At 65.8% G+C, this 20760-nt stretch carries 22 protein-coding genes; 16 read left to right on the forward strand and 6 right to left on the reverse strand.

Annotation, left to right across the window (positions count from 1 at the left end):
• Nucleotides 1-74: 74 nt before the first annotated feature.
• From ABT352_RS11225 to ABT352_RS11235, 3 genes are all read left to right on the forward strand, one after another.
• The gene (locus ABT352_RS11225) at nucleotides 75-668 is read left to right on the forward strand and encodes an RNA polymerase sigma factor (RefSeq protein ID WP_350944399.1); all 594 of its coding nucleotides are present in this window, start codon (nucleotides 75-77) and stop codon (nucleotides 666-668) included.
• Nucleotides 661-1704, forward strand: coding sequence for a CU044_5270 family protein (locus tag ABT352_RS11230; RefSeq protein WP_350944400.1), 1044 nt, complete (start codon nucleotides 661-663; stop codon nucleotides 1702-1704). Before ABT352_RS11225 ends, ABT352_RS11230 begins: the two co-directional genes overlap by 8 nt.
• Nucleotides 1705-1964: 260 nt before the next feature.
• Nucleotides 1965-3593 (forward strand): heparinase II/III domain-containing protein, encoded by a 1629-nt coding sequence (locus ABT352_RS11235; RefSeq protein WP_350944402.1) that lies wholly within the window; start codon nucleotides 1965-1967, stop codon nucleotides 3591-3593.
• Nucleotides 3594-4167: 574 nt separating this feature from the next.
• Here the strand turns inward: ABT352_RS11235 and ABT352_RS11240 are convergent.
• Nucleotides 4168-5535 carry a ricin-type beta-trefoil lectin domain protein gene (locus ABT352_RS11240; RefSeq protein ID WP_350944404.1) on the reverse strand — a complete coding sequence of 456 codons (1368 nt, stop codon included), beginning with the start codon at nucleotides 5533-5535 and terminating at the stop codon, nucleotides 4168-4170.
• Between the two features lie 794 nt (nucleotides 5536-6329).
• On the opposite strand from ABT352_RS11240, the gene ABT352_RS11245 reads away from it, so the two are divergent.
• Nucleotides 6330-7553, forward strand: coding sequence for an HNH endonuclease (locus ABT352_RS11245; RefSeq protein ID WP_350944406.1), 1224 nt, complete (start codon nucleotides 6330-6332; stop codon nucleotides 7551-7553).
• 19 nt (nucleotides 7554-7572) lie between these two features.
• Here ABT352_RS11245 and ABT352_RS11250 read toward each other — a convergent pair whose 3' ends face one another.
• The 5 genes from ABT352_RS11250 to ABT352_RS11270 form a co-directional block, all read right to left on the reverse strand.
• Nucleotides 7573-8481: an HNH endonuclease gene (locus ABT352_RS11250; RefSeq protein ID WP_350944408.1), complete on the reverse strand. Its 909-nt coding sequence runs from the start codon at nucleotides 8479-8481 to the stop codon at nucleotides 7573-7575.
• A gap of 220 nt (nucleotides 8482-8701) precedes the next feature.
• A complete protein-coding gene (locus ABT352_RS11255; protein ID WP_350944410.1) occupies nucleotides 8702-9766 on the reverse strand; it encodes a Shedu anti-phage system protein SduA domain-containing protein in 1065 nt (354 codons plus the stop codon).
• 52 nt (nucleotides 9767-9818) lie between these two features.
• Nucleotides 9819-10379, reverse strand: a complete 561-nt coding sequence (locus ABT352_RS11260) for a cysteine hydrolase family protein (RefSeq protein ID WP_350944411.1) — start codon at nucleotides 10377-10379, stop codon at nucleotides 9819-9821.
• A 4-nt stretch (nucleotides 10380-10383) separates the two neighbouring features.
• Nucleotides 10384-11559, reverse strand: a complete 1176-nt coding sequence (locus ABT352_RS11265) for a hypothetical protein (RefSeq protein WP_350944413.1) — start codon at nucleotides 11557-11559, stop codon at nucleotides 10384-10386.
• 86 nt (nucleotides 11560-11645) lie between these two features.
• The gene (locus tag ABT352_RS11270; protein ID WP_350944414.1) at nucleotides 11646-12056 is read right to left on the reverse strand and encodes a GntR family transcriptional regulator; all 411 of its coding nucleotides are present in this window, start codon (nucleotides 12054-12056) and stop codon (nucleotides 11646-11648) included.
• A 113-nt stretch (nucleotides 12057-12169) separates the two neighbouring features.
• Here ABT352_RS11270 and ABT352_RS11275 point away from each other — a divergent pair, with 113 nt between their 5' ends.
• The 12 genes from ABT352_RS11275 to ABT352_RS11330 all read left to right on the forward strand — a co-directional run bounded on the left by ABT352_RS11275 (nucleotide 12170) and on the right by ABT352_RS11330 (nucleotide 20697).
• The gene (locus ABT352_RS11275; RefSeq protein WP_350944416.1) at nucleotides 12170-12340 is read left to right on the forward strand and encodes a hypothetical protein; all 171 of its coding nucleotides are present in this window, start codon (nucleotides 12170-12172) and stop codon (nucleotides 12338-12340) included.
• An 80-nt stretch (nucleotides 12341-12420) separates the two neighbouring features.
• The gene (locus tag ABT352_RS11280) at nucleotides 12421-12558 is read left to right on the forward strand and encodes a hypothetical protein (RefSeq protein WP_350944417.1); all 138 of its coding nucleotides are present in this window, start codon (nucleotides 12421-12423) and stop codon (nucleotides 12556-12558) included.
• Nucleotides 12555-12878: a WhiB family transcriptional regulator gene (locus ABT352_RS11285; protein ID WP_350944418.1), complete on the forward strand. Its 324-nt coding sequence runs from the start codon at nucleotides 12555-12557 to the stop codon at nucleotides 12876-12878. The genes ABT352_RS11280 and ABT352_RS11285 overlap by 4 nt, the downstream gene beginning before the upstream one ends.
• A gap of 1 nt (nucleotide 12879) precedes the next feature.
• Nucleotides 12880-13050 carry a hypothetical protein gene (locus tag ABT352_RS11290; protein ID WP_350944419.1) on the forward strand — a complete coding sequence of 57 codons (171 nt, stop codon included), beginning with the start codon at nucleotides 12880-12882 and terminating at the stop codon, nucleotides 13048-13050.
• Nucleotides 13051-13063: 13 nt separating this feature from the next.
• Nucleotides 13064-13810, forward strand: coding sequence for a M48 family metalloprotease (locus ABT352_RS11295; protein ID WP_350944420.1), 747 nt, complete (start codon nucleotides 13064-13066; stop codon nucleotides 13808-13810).
• Nucleotides 13810-14196: an RRQRL motif-containing zinc-binding protein gene (locus ABT352_RS11300; protein WP_350944421.1), complete on the forward strand. Its 387-nt coding sequence runs from the start codon at nucleotides 13810-13812 to the stop codon at nucleotides 14194-14196. Before ABT352_RS11295 ends, ABT352_RS11300 begins: the two co-directional genes overlap by 1 nt.
• Complete coding sequence (locus tag ABT352_RS11305) at nucleotides 14193-15173, forward strand: hypothetical protein (RefSeq protein ID WP_350944422.1); 981 nt, start codon at nucleotides 14193-14195, stop codon at nucleotides 15171-15173. The genes ABT352_RS11300 and ABT352_RS11305 overlap by 4 nt, the downstream gene beginning before the upstream one ends.
• Nucleotides 15166-15618, forward strand: a complete 453-nt coding sequence (traA, locus tag ABT352_RS11310) for a plasmid transfer protein TraA (protein WP_350944423.1) — start codon at nucleotides 15166-15168, stop codon at nucleotides 15616-15618. The genes ABT352_RS11305 and traA overlap by 8 nt, the downstream gene beginning before the upstream one ends.
• 24 nt (nucleotides 15619-15642) lie before the next feature.
• Nucleotides 15643-17697 (forward strand): plasmid transfer protein TraB, encoded by a 2055-nt coding sequence (gene traB, locus ABT352_RS11315; protein ID WP_350944424.1) that lies wholly within the window; start codon nucleotides 15643-15645, stop codon nucleotides 17695-17697.
• Nucleotides 17698-17855: 158 nt separating this feature from the next.
• Nucleotides 17856-18578 carry a DNA cytosine methyltransferase gene (locus tag ABT352_RS11320; protein ID WP_350944425.1) on the forward strand — a complete coding sequence of 241 codons (723 nt, stop codon included), beginning with the start codon at nucleotides 17856-17858 and terminating at the stop codon, nucleotides 18576-18578.
• Nucleotides 18575-19477 carry a bifunctional DNA primase/polymerase gene (locus tag ABT352_RS11325; protein ID WP_350944427.1) on the forward strand — a complete coding sequence of 301 codons (903 nt, stop codon included), beginning with the start codon at nucleotides 18575-18577 and terminating at the stop codon, nucleotides 19475-19477. The genes ABT352_RS11320 and ABT352_RS11325 overlap by 4 nt, the downstream gene beginning before the upstream one ends.
• Nucleotides 19478-19509: 32 nt before the next feature.
• Complete coding sequence (locus ABT352_RS11330) at nucleotides 19510-20697, forward strand: DUF3631 domain-containing protein (RefSeq protein ID WP_350944428.1); 1188 nt, start codon at nucleotides 19510-19512, stop codon at nucleotides 20695-20697.
• The last annotated feature ends 63 nt before the right edge of the window (nucleotides 20698-20760 follow it).

Genomic DNA, 20760 nt, shown 5'->3' on the forward strand with positions numbered 1-20760 from the left:
GGATCGGGTGATGAGGGATGACCGCTGATCGCGTCCGAAGGGTTGCACATGACGGGAAGACCATCGTGACCACGATGTCCTGGACCGATCGTCCAGCGGACGACGCCGAGGTCCTCCGGCTCTCCCTCGTCGAGTCCGAGCGGTTCAGCGCGATCTTCGACCTCCACTTCCACGAGATCCACCGCTACGTCGCGCAGCGACTCGGCGCCGACAGCGCGGAGGACGTCGTGGCGGAGACGTTTCTCACCGCGTTCCGCAAGCGGGCGCTCTACGACCCGTCGCGCGCCGGCGTGCGGGCCTGGCTGTACGGGATCGCGACCAACCTCATCGGCAAACAACGTCGCGTCGAGGTGCGCACGCTACGCGCGCTCGGGCGCCACGGCCCGGACCCCGACTCGCCGGGACACGAGGAACAGGTCGCGGCGCGGGTCAGCGCGGAGAGCCTGCGGCCGAGCCTGGCGACGGCGCTGGCCGGGCTCCACCGGCGAGACCGCGACGTCCTCCTCCTGGTGGCCCTGGCCGGGCTCAGCCACGAGGAGATCTCCGGCGCCCTCGGCATCCCGTACGGGACCGTCGGGTCACGCCTGAACCGGGCGAGGAGAAAACTGCGCGCCGCGCTGGGTGGCACCAACCCCATGCTCGAACCCGAGGAGACCGATCGTGGATGAGCTGGAGAAGGTTCGCGAACTGTACGGCGAGCCGCGGCCCGACCCGTTTCTCAAGGCCAGGGTGTTCGGGCGGTTGCAGGCCGAACCCCGGCGCCGCCGGTGGTTGCCGTGGACGGTCGCGCTGACCGGCCTCGCCACCGCCATGACCGTGGTCGTGATCGTGGCCGTGCTCGTTCCGACGACGACCGCGAACCGGGCCCCTGAGATCTCCGGGCGGTCGGTTCTTCTCGCGGCGGCGACCCAGGCGGAGGCGGACCCCGCGACGACGGGAGCGTACTGGCGCGTCAAAAAGTCGCACCGCAGGACACACCCGGAGCCGCTGGGAAAGGGGCAGAACCGCTACCGGGTGGTGGAGTCGTGGCTCACCGAGCAGTGGGCCACCGAGGACGGCAGGATCTGGGCCGGTTCGCGGACGCTGGGGGCGCGTCCGGGAAGCGCGGCCGACAGCGAGGCGTGGCGCCGCGACGGGTCTCCCAGTGAGTGGGCGGGCGTGGCCCCGTCCTGGAGTTCTTCGGGAGGAGAAACCCTGTCCTCGTCGCCGGGTGAGGGCCTGCTCAAGCCCGTCACCGGCAGGACGGCCTTCAGCGTGGCCGGCCGGGACATGACCTTCGAGCAGATCCGGGAGCTTCCGGCCGACCCCGCCGCGCTGAAGGACCGGATCTCCTCGATGGTGCGAGGTGCGCCGCGCGGTTCGGACAGCGGCGTCCTGGCGGACGCGCTCAGCGGTCTGCTGTGGAGCAAGCCGTCGTCGCCCGAGGTGCGGGCGGCCGCCTATCGTGCCCTGGCGGAGCTGCCGAACGTCCGCTACCTGGGCACGGCGCGGGACGAGCGGGGCAGGAAGGGTGCCGCGTTCTCCTTCACCGTGCGGACCTCCCCGACCGCTCCCGCCCTCGTCCAGCGGACGCTGATCATCGATGTCGCCAGTTCCCGGGTGCTGTCCTCGACCGATGCGGGCGGGCCCGGGGAGGAGGAGGTCGAGGTGGTCCTGGAGGCGGGCTGGACGGACGACAAACCCGCCCCTCCCTCACTCCCGTAACCCGCCCGATCACCGCCTCCACAGCCCACCGGACGCCCCCGGGGCGGTCACCGTCTCCACATCCCCGTAACCAACCGGACGTCCCGGGCCTCGCCCGACCGGTCACGTCTCCTTGACCCACCGGCCGTCTTCAGGCCGCGCCGGCCCTCCCGCAGCTCACCGGTTCTCTTCGGGCTGCGCGGAAACGGCCCGGCCATCCCGGTGTACGACCGTTCGCGGGCTCGTAAGGACGTCCGCACCTCACCCTTTGGAGCGATCACGTGTTTCAACGCGCCCGCAGGGCCCTCGGCCTGGTCACGAGGCGTCCCGCCCCGTTGTCCCCCGTGCCCCAGGACGGCCCGGTCGTCTATCCTGCCGGGTGGTTCCCAGCGATCAAGGTTGACGAGGTCATGCGGGGCCGGGTCGCGTTCGTCGGCCTGCCCCCCGCCGACCTGGGCTCGGACATCGACTGGCGCGCCGACCCGTACGGCAACCGTTCCTGGGCGCTGAACCTCCACGCGCTGAGGTGGATGGGCCGCCTGGTCGGGGAGTACGAGCGGTCGGGCAGGCAGGAGTGTCTCACCCGCGCCACGGAGATCGCCGGCGACTGGGTAAGGAAGAACCCTCGCGGCGGGATCGGGGTCAGTCCCTGGGCCTGGGCCGAGCATCCGGTCGCACTGCGCGCACCGGCGCTGGTCTGTCTCAGCGCGCACGTACGCGCCACCTGGCTGTTCGACAGCCTGGCCGAGCACGGCGGGATCCTGTCCGACCCCGCGCCCTATCGTCAGGGCCACAACCACGGTCTGGACCAGGACATCGCGCTGCTCGCGGTCGGCTGCCGTCTCCGGCGGGAACGATGGAGGGACCTGGCCGTCCGGCGGATGACCGAGTCGGCGGAACTCTCCATCGACGCGCAGGGGGCGCTGCACGAGCAGGCCCCGAGATACGGCCTCTACGTTCACCGGCGGCTGGGGGCGGCCCTGGAGGCGATCGGGAGAAGCGGGGCCGCGGTCCCCGCGAGCCTCGCCGTGCGGCGGACATCGCTGGAGGCGTACGTCAGCCACGCCACCCAGCCCGACGGCCGTCTGGTGCCGATCGGTGACAGCCCCGCCGACACACGCCCGGAGGGTTTCCCGCACGAGAAGGACACGGTGAAGGTGTTCGACGGCGGCTACGCCTTCGGCAGGACGGCGTGGGGCGACCCGCGATCCGCCTACTACTCGATCAGGTTCGGCCCCGGACGCCGCCTGCACGGCCACGAGGACCATCTGGGCGTCACCTACCACGCCCACGGCCGGGACATCCTGGTGGAGGCGGGCTTCCACTCCTACGAGAGGACGGCCTACCGGGAGTGGACGACCTCCCCCGAGGCGCACAACGTTCCCGTCGTCGTGGGCGCCACCTTCCGCGAGGGTACGGCGACCCGCCTCGTGAACTCGTTCGTGGAACGCGCCCGCCAGTCCTACACGCTCGCCGACGACGCGTACGGCGTCCGGCGCACACGCTCGGTCCTGGTCTGTCACGGCACCGATCTGATGGCCGTACTGGACACGGTCCCCGCCGGGTCGGCGCTGCGCAACCTGTGGCACCTCGGTCCCTCGCTCAGGGTCGTCTCCAGCCGCGACGGCAGGGTGGTGCTGGCCGACGGGAGCCTGCGCGTGACGCTGCTGCAACTCACGATGCCCTCCCTCCGGCCGATCGGCGGCCAGGAGGTGCGCCCCTGCGCGATCTCGACCGGCTATCTCAAAAAGGCCGACACGGTGACGGTGCTCTCTCCCCCCGCCGCCTCCCTGCTGACCTTGATCGTCCCCGGCGCCGAAGATCCGGAGATCAGCCTCTCCGAGGGAAGGGTGACCGTCCGCACCCCCGGCGGCCCCGTCTCCTTCACGCCCTCACTCGACCGTCCCTGACCGGTACCGCGCCCTGTCCGAGACCGACCTCTGGGGGAGTGATCATTATGGCGGCCGAGCCGAATCGCCCCCAACAGGTACCGACCACAAAAAGATCGGCATACCAATGCCGGATACGCGATCCAGAAGGGCCCGCACACGGAAACGCCTGATGCGAGGCTCTTTTCCGTGTAAATCTGATCGCGTGCATCCAATCACAACTCTCCCCGCCGCCGTTCCGTCCGGCGAAGCAGCCCCCGAGCCGGCCGTACACCCCCTCATAATCCTCGCAGGCCTCCTGATCATCGGATATCTCATCTCCTGCGCATTTCATCCATACATGAGATGCAAAACCTGCAACAGGTCAAAAGAATCGCATTCCACAACCTTCAAGGGCGCATTTGGTAAATGCCGCGCTTGCCAAGGAAAGGGACATCACATACGGCGAGGCGCGCGGTTCCTCGGACGGAAGGAGTGACCGGATCGCCCGCGACGTCCCATAAGACGAGATGTCCGCCCTTGGAGGGAAACTCAAAACGCGTCGGGTCCAGGCGAAGTCGCCTGGACCCGACGTCCGTCATCGGCTAGCGGATGGTCATGCCCTGGTCCATCTCTGGGTGGCCTGGCCGTTGCACGTGGCGACGGTCACGGCGGAGGTGTTACCGGTGCCGGTGACGTTGAGGCAGAGGTTGTTGGCGCCGCTGGTCACGGTGCCGTTGGAGTTGAAGGTCCACTGCTGGTTGCTGTTGGTGTGACAGTCCCACAGTTGCACGCGGGTGCCGGAGCCGGCGTTCGTGGGTGAGTCCAGGCACTTGCCGAGGGTCTGGAGTCTGCCGGAGTCGTGGCTGAAGAGCTGGTTGGGGTTGGTGTGGCAGTCGTAGATCTGCAACTGGGTGCCGTTGGCGCTGGCGCTGTTGGGCGAGTCGACACAGCGTCCGGCGCCCTCGTTGCGCAGGCGGAAGCTGGTCGTGGGGGTCGGGGTGGGAGTCGGCGTCACCGTCGGGGTGACGGTCGGGGTGGGCGTCGGGTTGGGCGTGGAGGTGCTCTGGAACTGGGAGACGAACTTCCACACCTCCCCCTTGGTCCAGGTCTGGGCGCCGTTCTCGGTGTAGGTCCCGTCCACCGGGGCGGGCGTGTGACCGTTGTCGTACGCGGCCCAGACGACGGGGTATCCGGCCCGGCACCCCGAGTAGGCGGTGACGACGTGCCCTCGGCTGCCCGAGCCCGGCTCAGGCGGGTTCTGGGCGGTACAGCCGTTGTTGCGGACGAACCTGTCCCGCAGCGCCCGCCCCTGCGAGATGTTGAGGACGCTGTCGGTGATGCCGTGCAGTCCCATGTACGCGATGGGCTGGGAGCCGTCGCTGCATCCGCTGAGCTGCGCGCCGGCGAACACCGCGACCGCGCGGAAGACATTCGCGCGGCTACAGGCGAGGGAGAAGCTCATGCCGCCGCCGTAGCTGAACCCCATGGCGAAGCGCAGCGAGGGGTCGACACAGAGGTCCGCCTCCACCCGCCGCATGATGTCGTCGAAGAGGGTGACGTCCTCGCCGTTGGAGTTGGCCCAGCCGTTGTTGAGGCCCTGCGGCGCGATGAAGATCGCGGTGTTGTTCGACAGCTGCCGCTGCCCGTAGTAGGACCAGGAGGCCCCGCTGCTTCCACCGGAGTCGACGTCGTTCATGGTGCCGTTCAGCCAGTGGATGCCGAAGATCAGGCGATAGGGGTTGTTGTTGTTGTAGTTCGCGGGAATTCGCAGAATGAAGCTGCGATTCTTCCCGCTGGACTGAATGGTGTGCGTTCCGCTGCTCAGCGTCGGGTTCTTTCCACATCCCGCGGTTCCCGCGAATGCGGCGGCGGACGCAGAGCTCCCCGCGCTGCTCCCGCTGCTCATCGCCGCGTGCCCCGTCATCAGGACGACAGCCGCCGCGAGCGCCACGGCCCCGAGGATGGACCTATGCTTCAACATTTGCGCTTCCCTCTGGCTGTAGGGACCGGGCCGACGATAAAGACATGTTCTGCGTTCCTCTCCATCAGCGGCATCCAATTCCTGGAGTTGTGAAACCGGAATCGAATTGTGAGCGCTAACGTTCACCAGAACTCATCGGTATGCCGCTTGCACGCGTAGGGGGTGTAGTGCAAGGGAGCAAATACGACCCGATTGCGGATGTCAAGTAACTTGCTTCGCAGCCCCGGACGCCCGGGCCCGTGGGGCGCGCTGGCCAGGGAAGGTTCGCATCCGCCCTCGGCTCACAGGATGAAACTTTCGTAGTGAGGTAGGTCAATCACGCACCGGACAGAGGACGACGACCCCAACCGTGATCATGGAATGCCGCCGTCACGCGCATTACGCCTTGCCGGGAAGTTTTCGACAGAGTTCCGATAGTTTCGGCGCCCATTCGGCGCGATCAACCGCGGAGAACCGACGACCGTTGACAGCCGGACGATCAGAGAGCGCCCGGGACCGCGTAAGAACAGGTCACGGGCGCTCTTGTCACGGCCATGAGGGGTAGGGCGGGCGGGACTCGAACCCGCGACCCAGGGATTATGAGACACGGCTACAGCAGACACCGACCGTACTCGCTACCTGCGGAAACGTTCTTGCCGCCTTCCTGCCAGCTCATGCATGGGAAGGCATTGGGAATGATCATGGAAACAGAGTCCTCTACCAAGCCATGTGATACGAGACTCGGCGGTTCCCCACACTCTGACGTTATGGACCGATAAACATGGGTGAGTGACGCGCAGAGAGATGAGGGTTCGATGCCTGCTTGGGTACTGATCTGCAACCCGAAGATCTTCCGTCTGCACGAGATGCTCCAGGACGGCAGGACGCCCTCAGACTGGACCATCGGCAGACACCGCGACAAGATCAGCCCTGGAGACCCCTTCGTCATCTGGCTGAGTGGATCGTCAGGTGGAGCCGCCGCCATCGGTGAGGTCACCGGTTCACCTCATCAGACCGCTGAAACCGTCGACGCCCCCTACTGGGCGGCCGGTCGAGCGCCGAACGGTGAACGATGGGTCATCCCCATCGCAGTCACCCACTCGATCAACCCCTTGGTCTCACGCAATTCCATTAAGGCCGAACCGCTGCTGGAGGGCTCAACACCGATCACCCAGCCGTTCGCCACCAACCCCCACCAGTGGAGCGATGAACAGTGGCGAAGGTTCATGGAGATGGCCACTCCCGATCTCCAAGAGCTGCCAGACATCACCAGGGATGCTGAGGAGCCGGTGTCCAAGCCCGCGGGCCGGCGCAATCCGAACTGGACATGGGATGAAGTCGTCCTTGCCTGCGATGCGCTCGTGCGTAACAGCTGGAAACCGTTGGAGGTCACCGATCCTGAGGCCGCCGAGCTATCAAGGATCCTGCGGCTGCTCCCCATCCACCCGACAGACGTACGAGACGAACGGTTTCGCAGCACCAGCAGCATTCGACGCAAGACCGCAGACCTGGCCACCCACCACCCGGCCTACCAGGGCAAGCCCACCAACGGTGGAGAGACCGATCGGAAAGTCTTGAAAGCCTTCATCACCGACCCCGAACACATGGCGGCAAGCGCACACCTCATCCGCGCCGGTCTCGCCGCTGGCGCCTTCACCTCAACGAGCTTGATCGAGGAGATTGACGACGCCGAGATCAGCGCTCCCGAAGGGCGTCTACTTCTCCGTCGCCACCTGGTACGCGAACGAGACCGTAAACTGCGCAATCGCAAAATCGAGCAAGCCAGGAAGACCAATCCAGACCTGGCCTGCGAATCGTGCGGGTTCAGCTTTATCCGCACGTACGGTGCCCGAGGAGCGGACTATATCGAATGCCATCACGTGGTTCCGCTCCATGCCTCCGGCGAAACTCGGACCCGGCTGGAAGACCTGGCTTTGCTATGTGCCAACTGCCACCGAATGATCCACAGGGCGGCACCATGGCCAACACCAACCGAGCTACGCAGACTCATCGAGAAGACCCGCCAGGTGCAGGCCTGAGTGCAATTACATTGTTTTCTTAGCTAAAAAACCGCCGATAGCGCCGACTCGGAGCTATCGCCTTATCCGATTTGGCATTGTTGCACTTCTGGCAAAGCATTTGAATATTTGTAATATCGTTGAGCCCACCGCGAGCGAGTGGGATTATGTGATCAAATTGTTCTTGCGGCAGAGCGTCCAAGAGGTTAGTTAAATCCATACCACATTGAGCACACCTACCGTACTCTCGGAAAAAGACCGCACGCTTAACCCACTTAGGGATCGCAACACGTTTTAATTTCCCTTCGCTAGCGAAGAGACATGCGATATCCGGTTGATCATCCAACATTGCCGGGTCGACTTCTTCGACATACTTGGCGATGTAGTCGTTCAGCCCCGCCAGGACCTCTCGGTTTTGGAAAACCACATGAAAAACCTCATCGCCGATACAGGAGAGCAAATCTTCATAGGGCTGAGTCAATTTTAGGTACTGAAAATATTCGTAGCAGGCGTTGGCAACCTTTCCCGAGTCCTTCCATTTGCTGACATTTGGTCCAACTTCAGGTGCTGGCACAATCTCTCCGTCCGGCACCGGAACCTCGAAAGGGTCGTCAAGTATTCCATAAAGCTGCATAGCCAAGTCGACAGGAAGAAACCGCTTCTCCTCAAAGCGGGGCGGCTCGTGTATGACATATTTAGTTACATATGGTCCTTCTGTGTCAGTTGCAAACATTTCGTCAGCTACCCGCTCGGCAAATCTATGGAGCATAGTTTTTTTCTGCCAACTTGGAGCGAAGACTGAAACTCCGTAGTCGAGAGTCAGATCTTCTAGCTGGAGTAGATAATCAAGGGGGTGCCTGGCAATATCGGTGAGCCGGTCGGCAATGTCGTACGTTCTAAAGTACTGGTGAGTGATCCATTTTTTATGTTCACTGTTAATGCGCGACACGGACTTCCTCCAGAGATTACATAGAAGTTGAAGTTAACATGTCCAATCGTCAGCGATGGTTACTCGGGCTCCTGAGTCAGGTATCGAACAAGCACAATGTCACCGATCTTTAATAATGCAAAGAATGATTATTGATCTGGGAAAGGACATCGGCCACATCTCCTGAGCTTTCCGTAGCCGTAGTGACCGTCATCGCCGTTAGCGTTAAGGTGACTGTAAGTCATTCATCAAAATAACCACTTTCCCACAAAACACCAGGCGCCATTCCATTCTCGCTGCGCAATGCCTCATCACGCCAATACTGCCATCTTTGGATCAAGTAAGCGCGTCGCCTATCGGAGATGAGCGGGGTCATTGAGATTGCTGACTCAATGTTGGATATCTCCGCAGCTAAAGTCTTTGTAGCTTCCCCCGTACCTATTGTCGGAGGAACCCCTCGCATCGAAAAATCTCCGCGCATACCAGAAATGCTAGAGACATATTTCGCATCCTTTGCAGGACGCAATTGATCGAACGTATAAAGAAATTCAGAAGCTCGCGGAATAAGATCACGCTTAGCCCTTAGAACATCAGGCCTCTTGTGTCGGCTTCGGCCGATACGGAACTCAGCATCTCGCCCATAGACGAGTATGTACTGTACTTCGATCCTCCGGTACCCAAGTTCAGCAGGTATATATGCATGACGGAAGGAGAGCATATTTTCAGGGTTGGAGAACCAAAGTTTCCAATCCAGAATTTGATCAAGCGCCTGGTTAAGCTCAGCCGTGGCCCAACCGCTCTCTGTAAACCATTGTTTGCGAGGCGCCTCAATCTCAATGCAAATTATATGGACGGTGGAGGTATCGCGCCTTACCCACATGAAGTCAGGGATACGGTCCCTGCCAAGCCCTTTAAGTCGAGGTTGAGTTATGACTGCATCCCAACAAGCTCCATGATGACCACGGCCAACATCATCGGCCGCAGCAGGAAGAAGAGAGGGATGCCGCTCCAAAAAAGCCTGAACATCCGGCTCATCTGGATCTGAATCAATCAATTCCGTCCACTTGGACATCAGCCAAGTCTCATACAAATCCCATGGAACGGCTAAAGGGCGCTTTATATTTCGCGAATCACTTGTCAGCTCAAGTTCACAATAATCATTCAGCGGGTCTTGCGAGAGCAGATCAGGCCCCCCCTGGCCGAGCGATCCCCACATAGCATTTGCCGCATCATCATAGTTGCCGTAACGCTCAAGTATTTCAAGCTCGACACGCAGATGATTGTATGGCTCTGCTGGAATCTCCACGACTATTCCTCTTAATAGATTTATTTCGGCATCACGAAGATTAACTATCAACTCACATAGTTGCGGCGAGTTTTTCCCACGGAATATCTGCAACCTTGATGATCTGACTAGGGCCGATGAACCGAGAAGTCACTAGAATTCCAGCATCGTGAGCCGCTTGGCCTGCATGACTTGCTGAGGCGTCCTCAATAAGCCACGGCGTCAAATGGTCGCCGTGGTCGAATGCATCAACCGCAGTTTTAAGGACACAGCTTTCCGTAGCTATTCCGCATACATAGATGTCCCTCCATCCGTGACTGCGCACAAGAGCTATACCTTCTTCGTTGAAGAAGCTATATATAGTCTTATCAACTACGGCCGTCGCCTTGCTCGTGTATGGGATAAGTTCGGGGACGATATCCGTTTCGGGCGATTCCATAAGCTTGGACCATTTGAACAGCCGCTCGAAGTTGCTTCCCGCGTAATTGAAGTACCGAGTGAAAACTACGTCGCCGCCCGCAGCTTGCCAGCGACTCACTACATCCACGATAACTGGAACCACATGGGCCGACTGCTCCCGCACAAATCCGTTCTGGACGTCTACCACGACCAGAACCGCGGAACTGTTGAACACGGGCTTACCTTTCGCTGGTTTCTCTGAGAATGTCGATCGCTTGGGAAAGGTGGCCGATAAGGCCGCTCGTGTCCAGGATCGCAGTACGCATAGACCTATGTTGCCCGGTCTCTTGTGGGCGGGCGTTCGTCAGTCGAGAACGGACGCCCCGCAGGAAGCGCCAGCTGTACGGTTCAGGTACTTCAGGATCCATGCCCTGCTCTACCTGTCGGTTGATGTGCTCGCAGTACGCCCACATGGCTTGGGTAGCCAGCTCAATGGTGACAAGCTCGTCTTCGGCCAGCGCACGCCTGGGAGCAGTAGGGCAGTACACGACTCCGGACCAAGAGGCATATCCGATCGATATCCCTTTGATCCCAAAGGGGATCATTTCCGCTGGCTCGTATCCTTCGGCCAGCAAGGAGCGTTCAACTAGTTCCGCGTGTGCCAGTGACGCCTCTGTAGCCTCTGAGTCTCTTTCCAAGAGCACGCGTGGCGCACACATGATACGGAGCGCTGCGTCCATCTCATGTCCTGGCCATGACGGCTGGTGAAGCCAATAAGTGCTCAGCACGTAGGATGCCTCAACTAACGCCCCTGTCAGGTCGGAAAGATAACCTGATGCCCATTCCAGTTCTCTGGCATACGTCTTCCTGCGCCATACGGCCAAGCGTGCAATGTTGGGAAGTTCGAGTTCCTCGACGACGTGGAAGATTGCGACGCCGAATGGCCATACGTAGAGGCGACGTTCCCCCTCAGCATGCGCTATATCTGCCGCATGGCATTCAAGACCGCATTGGGGAGGATGCTCAGCAACCACTCCCCTGGCGATAAGCGCGTCAACCTGTTCAGCGCCGATGTAAGCCGCAACGAACTTATGAGAACGAACCCCAAACGCTTCGCCATTAGCGGGGGAAGCCGGTTCGATTTCCCCAAAAAGATCCTGAATCGTCGCTTCGTAGACAAGGCAATACAACTCGACATAGAGCGGATCCCGGCAGGCAGTGCGGCCCGTTTCATGCCGATATAGGGCTTTTTCGATCGTCCCAAGTTCCGGGACGCTTAACCCTCGGTCCCTACCCGCCCGTTCAAGCTCTCGCGCCGCCCGGTTGCGGCTCCATCCGAGCGCCTGACGTTTGGCTACCAGGACGTTGTTCGGGGCGAACTGCTTACTGCCGGCACGTACGCTCTCTCCGGACATGGGGGATGTCCCTTCGCGTCTATTCGCGTCGTCTACTGCTTACCGAACGTCACAGCAATTCTTGAGGCGTGAAAGAAAACGCCAGATCAGCCGGAATTGCCCGGCTCCCGCCGAGTCTCCACAGAAGCCGCGGCAGGGAGTCGTTCCAAGAGGGTTGTCACAGCCTTCTCGGCTGCGGACAGAGCTTCCCGAGTCTGCCGCAGCTGTCCACGTACCTCTTCCAACTCACCCCTCAGATCTTCCGGCAGCGCGTCCGGCTCCGACCGAACAACGGTGCCGCTACCCGGCCGGATCGTTACCCGACCTTCGGCTTGAAGCAGCCGAACAGCCGCTTGAGCGGTGTTGACCACGACTCCGTACCTCTCGGCGAGCTGCCGGTAGGAGGGCAGTCGAGCGCCGGGGGCCAACCGCCCCTCTGCAATGTCAGTGCGCAGAACCGCGGCGAGCTTCTTGCTCGCATGGCGTTCCGCGTCCTCGCGAGGACTCTGCTTCTCCACGGATCAAGCGTACTTAACCGTCTTACGACAGAGGGCTTGACGGGCTACTCACTCCCAATTACCGTCTTGAGACAGATAGAGCGTCTCAAGACACTCATCTCGAAGGGATCACCGTGTACTCCGACCGCACCCCCCGCCGCTTCCTGCTGATCCTGCTCGCGGCTCTCGCCTTGTTCTTCGTCATCCGGGAACCGGCCAAGGCTGCGGTTCTCGCAACACACGCCGTCAATGGCCTGATGGCCGCTGCTGACTCGCTGGTGACCTTCGCTTCCAGCTTCGGCTGATCCATCCACGCAAACGGGGCGACCCCCATCCGCCAAGACAACGGGCCGCCCCTTCACTCCCGCAAAGGAGCACAACCATCATGACCCGCCTGCCCATCGTGGCCAAGTCCGACGTGTGCACGTCGGACTGCCGCAACGGTCAGATCTGGAACCCTGGTTCCGGCCCCTACCCCTGCCCCATCTGCCGTCCCAACGCCGCGTCGAAGGCGGGCCGATGAGCAGCCTGCGCCGCGCCTACCTCAAGCGGCGTGAGCAGTTGCGTGAGGCGATGTTCGCCGCCGGACCGGCCTGCACCGACGCCGACCCCGACCTGTTCACCGCCCCCGACGTCTTCGAGCCCGAGCCGGACACCGTCCGCGAGGAGCGCGAGGCCGCGGCCAAGCGGATCTGCCGCACCTGCCCGGCCCGGCCGCAGTGCCTGGCCTACGCCCTGGACATCCGCCCCACCGAGGGCGTGTGGGCAGCGTTGTCGGTCGAGGAGATCCGCACCCTGTCCCTGTTCGGGATCGCGCCCGATGTCGAGCAGGAGGTGGCCTGACATGAGCCGCTTCCAGTGCCTGGACTGCGACCACGAGCACGGCACGGCCGTTTCCTGCCCGCGCTGCCGCACGCCGCGCGCCCAGATCGAGGTCTGCCGCTCCCACGGCGCCCGCCCCATCCGCCGTTGCGGCGCCTGCCGCACCCTCACCCGCTCCCAGTCCGGCCTTTAGCAGGAGGTGAACCATGACCATCGCCCCCACCCCCACCCCCACTCTCACCGCCCCCAACCACACCCCCGACGACCTGCCGGGCTTGGCTGAGCTGGTGTGCGCGCTGCGCCACTGCGCCCAACTGCCCGGCCTGCTGATCCGCATCACCCCCGACCTCGACGGCAACGCCGAAGCCTTCGCCAGCCGCTGCGACCGCACCCCGCGCGTCGGGCTGGGCGCCGACCTGCTGCAGGACCCGGATTCATCCTCGCTGTACGGGGTCTTGGCCCACGAGATCGCCCACCACGCCCTCGACCACGACCACCCCCGCATGTTCTGGCGCAACCCGGTGTGGCTGGCCAAAGCCGCGCTGCTGGGCGGGCTGGTGTTGCGCCTGCCCCTGCCGGCTCTGGCCGTCTTGGCCTGCGTCGTGCTGGCTGCGGCGCTGGTCGAGGCCCGGCGGGAACGGCTGCAGGAGTACGACGCCGACGCCCACGCGGTGCGGCTGCTGGACGCGGTCGGGTTGCCCGGCCGTCGCCTGATGGCCGCGGCGCTGGCCGATCTGATCGACGCACCCCCCGGATATCGGCTGATCGGGTGGGCGTTCGACGGTCACCCCAGTGCCCGCGCCCGGCGCCGGACCCTGGCCACCGGCCGCCCGGCCCGCCGTCTGCGCTGGGCGCTGATGTGGCAAAGCATCCCGACTCCGGCCGTCGCGCCGGGCTTCTCCTGCACCGCGTGCGGGCTGACCGGTTCGGACAGCATGGGGGCGAGCGCGTGATGAGCCGTATCCGTGCCCGCTTCTGGGACCCCGCCGGCGTTAAGCACGCCATCCCTACCTACCCGTGGCGCCTGGCCCCGGCTCACCTGCTCACGCGCCGTCAGCTGACCGCCGCCGGGCTGCGGCCCGGTGGGCAGGGCGTGCAGGCACAGATCATGTGGGCCTCGCGTCGGCATGGTGCGCCCGGTGTGCGGGTGGCCTACCTGTACGACGTGCGGTTCGCGCTGCCCAAGCGCACCGCCACCCCTGCGCAGCTGGTCGCGCTGGACAAGGCCAACGCCGCCCGCCGTACCTGCCCCGTCTGCGGGCGAGATGCCGGGTACGTGCTGCCGCGTCATCTGGGCACCTGCCTGGACTGCGCCGACGCGGGCGAGGTGGCCGCATGAGCGCCGCGATGACCCGCGCTGATGTCCTCGCTGAGCTGGAGGGGTTGCAGCGCACGAGCCGCAACGTCAACCGCGCGGTGTGGGGGGTCGCGGTCGGGGTGATGGTCTACGGTGCGGGCAACGTGACCGGGCTGCTGGTCGCTCACGGCGTGCACGCCGCGATTGCGTGGATGCTCTCGCCGATGGTGGACCTGGGTTTGATCGTCGCGTTGGTCGGCGGTCGGGCACTGGACCGCTACGGGGTGCGCGCCCGGTGGCTGACCGTGCTGCGCTGGACCGCCGGGCTGATGACCTGGTCGCTGAACGCCGCTGCTCCGGCCCTGGCGCCCGGTGGGGTGGACGCGGTCGGGGTACTGATCCACTCCTGCGGCCCGGTCCTGCTGCTGGTCGTCGCCGAGGCCGCCGCGTCCGTGCAGCGCGGCATCGCCGCCACCACCGACCGGCTGACCCGGCAGATGAACGAAGCCGCGACCCCGGCGCCGACCGCTCCCGGACCGGCGCCGGTCCGCCCGTCCGAGGCGCCTGCCCTCTCACCGGCCCCGGCGCGGTCGGCACCGGTCCGCACCCCTAAAGCGGTCGGTGCGGCCAAATCCCGCACGAGCAAGACCGCTTCGGCTGCTCGACCGCGCCGGGCGGCTACCGGTGCGGCGGATGTCGATGAGCTGATGCCGCTGGGCTGGCGCATCGCCGCTGAGCACGAGTCCCGCGGTATTCCGCTGACCCGCGACCGGCTGCGGGACGCGGTCCGCCAGGCCGGTCAGTCGATCTCGACCGACCGCGCCGGGCGGCTGCTGGCCCGGCTGCGGACCGACCCCCCGGCCGACCCCGCACCAACCGCGGTCGGTCCGGTGGACGCCTCCGGCGGTCCGACCGCCCCGCCCGCGCCCACCTCGACCGCCGGACCGGCCGACCGCCCCCACTCTCCGACCGCTATCGCCGAGCCCGTCACGACCGTTTCAGGAGACCTCCATGGCTGAGCGCACCGACCCCTTCGCCGGGGCACCCCGGCCCGGCACCGGCCAGCACAACACCAACGGCAAGGCCGGTGGCCACCCCTACGCCAGCATTTCCTACTCGCCGCTGGCCGACCCGGAGTTCTTCACCAACGCCGACATCCGCAACTACTGCGAGAGGGCGCGCGGGGAGTTCTTGAAGCTGTCGTTCGAGGTGGCCATGGCCGCCGAGGTGCTGCAGGCCGTGCTCAAGGAGATCCCCGACCCCGAGGCGCGTCTGTTCGGCTCTCAGGCCCGTGCCCGCCGGGTGGCTCGCCACCTCAAGCGCACCGCGACCGAGGCCCGGGATGCGGCCAAGAACGCCGCCCGCACCTACGCCGCGTTCCAGCGCGAGTTCGACCCGGAACTGTCGGCCACTGCCCGCTCTCGGCCGACGCGGGCACGGCGCCGCTTCGACTTCGGCCTCTGACCTTTAGAAGGGAGAACGAGCCTCATGGCTTCCAAGCGTGATCTGCCGATGATGCCGTATGAGTACGGTCGCTACCGCTCCGGAATCGGGGGCGGGGTGGGCGGGTACCTGCTGCAGCGCGCCACCCCGTACCTGCCGCCGTGGCTGTTGTGCGTCGGGACCGGCGTCGTGTCGCTGCCCGCCAACCAGCTGTGGGCGGATTCGGCCGCCGCGTCCGCCGGGCTGACCCTGGCCTCTGCGGCTTTGACCGCCACCACGTGGTGGGCGGGCAAGGCCACCACCGCGCAACGGCGCCTGCACTCCACCGTCACCGTCGGTTTGGCCACCTCGTGGCTGACCGCCGCGGCGCTCGCCGGTCCGGCTACCGGCCCGCTGCAGGGCCTGTACCTGATCGGTGGCCCCGCTTTGGCCGCGTCCTGGAACATCCGCCACCTGCTGCGCACCAACCAGGACGGCGCCCAGGGCGAGGGGCAGGGCTCCGGTGGGCTGCTGGAGAAGGTCGGCCTGGCCAAAACCATGGTCACCGGCTCGACCGTGTCACCGAACAAGGCCACCTTCCAGCTGCAGCTGCCGCCCGGTGAGCTGACCGCCGACGACGTGGCCAAAGCCGCGCCGCGCCTGGCTTCGGCGTTGGATGTCTCGCCGACCGCGGTGCGGGTGCACCCCGACCCCGACTCGCACGCCCGCGCCCAGGTCACCATCGTTCCGCGCGACATGCTCAAGAACACCACGCCGTGGCCCGGCCCGTCCGCCCCTGGCGGGTCGATCGCGGAACCGGTGGTGGTCGGAGTGTATGAGGACGGCACGGAGGCGGTGCTGTACTTCCCCGGCGACCCGAAGCAGGCGCGTAACGCCATGCACCTGCTGATCATGGGCATGACCGGATCGGGCAAGTCCGAGGGCGGGCTGACCGCGCTGGCCGAGATCGCCTCACGCCGGGACGTGGTGGTGTGGGCCTCCGACCCGGCCAAAGCCGACCAGACCCTGGGACCGCTGCTGCCCGCCCTGGACTGGGCCGCCCTCGACATGCCCTCCACGGTCGCGATGATCGAGGCCATTACCGCGGCGATTCCGGCGCGTACCAAGTGGCTGGCCAAGTACGGCTACAAGCAGTGGGAACCGGCGTGCGCCGAAACCCAGGCCGACGGCTCACCGGGCATGCCCTACCTGGTGTGCTGGTTCGAGGAAGCGGCCAAGACCATCCGCGAGATCGACGACGACGTCTTCACCGGCATCGGCCAAGAAGCCCGCTCCGCCGGGATCTCCCTGGTGGTCTCCCTGCAGCGCGCCTCCGGTACGCAGATCTCGACCGACACCCGCGCCTCGCTGGGCTCCTCCTGGTGCTTCGGGGTGCGCAGCGAAACCGACGCCGGATTCGCCCTGCCCGATGAGGCGCTGGACGCCGGGGCCGCACCGCACGCCTGGCGCGACAAGAAGCCCGGCTACAACTACCTGGCCGCCAACGGCGTCCCCGAGGGACTGTGGGCCACCCCGGCCCGCTCCCACCTCACCAACCGCGACCAACTCACCCAGGTCACCACCGTGTTCGCCGACGTGCGCGCCGAGGTGGACGCGGTCACCGAGCAGGCCGCCCGCCAGGCCGCCGGGAGCCTGTTCACCGACCGCGCCCGCCACCTCACCGACTCTCCCGCCGCTTCGCCTGCCGACGCCGGCCGTTTGGGACGCCACGCCCGCAACGCCGACGCCGACGCCGACGAGCAGGATCACGACGACGCCGAGGAAGCCGAGGAGTTCGAGCACATCGACCCCGAACAGCCCCTATCGCCAGTCCGGACCGTGCTGCAGCTGGCCACCCCCGACCAGAACCCACGCCGCGCCGTAGGAGCCGACGAGGCACGGCAGATCATGGCCGACCTGCTGGAGGAGTTCGAGGCCGCCGGACGGGTCGAAGTCGGGCCGAAGGACTTCATGGACCACTGCGACCGCTTCGGCCGAAGCCGCGGATGGGTCTCCGGACAGGTCTCCGCCATGGTCCTCACCGGACGGCTGCGCGAGACCGACAAGCCCGGCCGCTACCGCATCATCCCGCAGGACGGGCGAGTGCTGGCCGGTGTCTGACGTCAGACACCGTCTGACGCCACCGCCCCCTTTTCCCAGGTAACGCGCGCCCGCGAGGGGTGTCAGACGGCGTCTGACGCACCCGCTGACACCCCCGCGGCACCCGCGCTGACACCCCACTCCACCACCCCACTCCCGCCGCGAAAGCGAGCCTTGCCATGCCCACCCCACCCACCATCCGCCCGGCGCGAGAGGCCAACAGGCCACGGCTGTTGGACCTGTTCTGCTGCGCCGGCGGCGCCTCGATGGGCTACCACCTTGCCGGATTCGACGTCACCGGCATCGACATCAACCCCCAACCCAACTACCCGTTCACCTTCCACCAGGGCGACGCCATCACGTTCGTCCGCGAGCACGGCCGCTCCTACGACGTCGTCAACGCCTGCCCGCCCTGTCAGGCCGACTGCACCCTGTCGGCCGGCACCAACCAGGGCCGCGGCGACCACCGCAGCCTGATGGCCGAGACCCGCGCCGCACTGCTGTCCACCGGCCGCCCGTGGATCATCGAGAACCCCGTCGGCAGGGCGCCGATGCGCCGCGACCTGCTGCTGTGCGGGCTGATGTTCTCCGACCTGAAGGTGTTTCGCCACCGACAGTTCGAGCTGCACGGCCTGACCGTCCCCCAGCCCGCCCATCCCGGCCACGCCGGACACCGGGTGAGGGGATGGCGACACGGCCGGTACTACGACGGCGACATGGTCGCCGTCTACGGCGACGGCGGCGGCAAAGGCTCGATCACCGAGTGGCAGAGCGCGATGGGCATCGACTGGACCGACAGTCGTCGTGAGCTGGCCGAGGCCATCCCGCCCGCCTACACCCACCACATCGGCCGCGCCGTCCTCACCGCCCTGCGATCCACGCGAACGGAACAGGCCGCATGAGCGAAACCGACCGGCTCCGGTACGCGCTGGCCGCCGCCGCCCGCGGTTGGCATGTCTTTCCCGTCTCCATCGGTGACAAGCCCCCGCTGAAGGGCTTCACCGACTGGGAGACCAACGCCACCACCAACCCCGACGTGATCCGGCGCTGCTGGTCGAGCGCCCCGTACAACATCGGCATAGCCTGCGGCCCCTCCAACCTGGTCGTCATCGACCTGGACACCCGAAAGGACGGGCAAAGCCCGCCGCCCTCCTGGGACCTGCCGGGGGTCAACGAGGGCGCCGACGTGCTGGCCGTACTGTGCGAACGCGCCGGACAACCCCTGCCGTTCGAGACCTTCACCGTGCGCACCCGCCGCGGCGGCATGCACCTGTACTTCACCGCCCCGGACGGCTCCGCCCTGCGCAACACCGAGAGCGACAAGGGCAACGGGCTGGGCTGGCTGATCGACACCCGTGCCCATGGGGGTTATGTGCTGGGTCCTGGCAGCTTGGTGGACCTTCCTGACGGCACTGGCGTCTACGAGGTGGTTCACAACACGACCCCGGCCCCGCTGCCCCCCTGGTTGTTCCAGCAGCTCTCACCCCCGCCCCGACCCGCGCCGCAACCGGTGCACCTGGCCCTGCCCTACACCCGGCACGGCGCCTATCTGCACGCCGCCATCACTCGCGAACTGGACCGCGTCGCCACCGCCCCGCACGGCCAGCGCAACGGCTCGCTCTACCTGGCCGCCATCGCCCTGGGCCAACTCGTCGCCGGTGGCGCACTGGCCGAGACCGAGGTGACAACCCTGCTGGAACAACAGGGGGTCGATGCCGGGCTGAGCCGCGCCGAGACCATCCACACCATCGCCTCCGGGCTCAAAGCCGGTGCCAAGCGGCCCCGGACGGTCGCGGCATGACCGCCTCACTCCACCACACGGGAACCGAATCTATGAGCACGACCGAACCCGCCGGCCACGGCGCGATGTTGCTTGACGCGCTGCTGGCCGCGCTGACCCGCTATGTGATCCTGCCGACCCCGCAGGCCGCCGATGCGGTGGTGTTGTGGATCGCTGCCAGCCACGCCCAACCCGCGTGGGCGCACGCCCCGCGCCTGGTGATCCGCGCCCCGGAAAAGCGGTGCGGCAAGTCCCGGCTGCTGGACGTGGTCGAAGCGTGCTGTCATGACCCGTTCATCACCGTCAACAGCAGTAGCGCCGCGGTCTACCGCTCGATCAGCGAGGACCCGCCGACCATGCTTGTGGACGAAGCAGACACGATCTTCGGGCCGAAGGCGGACGGGAACGAGGACCTGCGCGGGCTGCTGAACGCCGGACATCAGCGCAACCGGCCGGCCAAGCGCTACGACGCCAACACCGGCCGCGTGGAGTCCATCCCGACCTTCGCCATGGCCGCACTCGCCGGAATCGGCGCCATGCCCGACACCATCGAAGACCGCGCCGTCGTGGTCCGGATGCGCCGCCGCGCCCCCGGTGAGACGGTGGCGCCCTACCGGCACCGCAGGGACCGGCCCCTGCTGCGCCAGCTGGCCGAGGACCTGTCCGCGTGGCTGCGCGCCGACCTGCCCACCCTGGAGCAGGCCGAACCGGCGATGCCCGTGGAAGACCGCGCCGCCGACACCTGGGAACCCCTGGTCGCCGTCGCCGACCACGCCGGAAACCACTGGCCCGAACGCGCCCGCGCCGCGGTGCTCGCGCTCACCGCCGAAGCCGACGACAACAGCGAGACCTCGACCAGGGTTCGGCTGCTGGCCGACTGCCGCACCGCGTTCGGCACCGACCCGGCCTTGCCCACCGCCAACCTGCTGGAACGGCTTAAGGCCGACACCGAAGCCCCGTGGGCCGATTACGGGCAGGGAGCTGCCGGGCTGACCGCGATGAAGCTGGGCGTGATCCTGCGGGAGTACGACATCCGCTCCACCACGATCCGATTCCCCAGCGGGCAGGCCAAGGGCTACCAGCGCGCCGACTTCACCGACGCCTGGAACCGCTACTGCCCCACCCCGCAGAGCCCCGAAAACGGCGAGGTGCTGCCGTTCGGCAGGGGAAGCCGTACCAGCCGTACCAGCCTCAACATCGCAGGTCAGGCCGATGAGGCTTACATCCCCGGTACGGCTTGAGCCGTACCACCCCCCGATCTTGGTACGGCTCAAGCCGTACCAGCGGGGAAGCCGTACCAGCCC

The sequence above is a fragment of the Streptosporangium sp. NPDC000563 genome (assembly GCF_040299985.1).
Lineage (GTDB): Bacteria > Actinomycetota > Actinomycetes > Streptosporangiales > Streptosporangiaceae > Streptosporangium.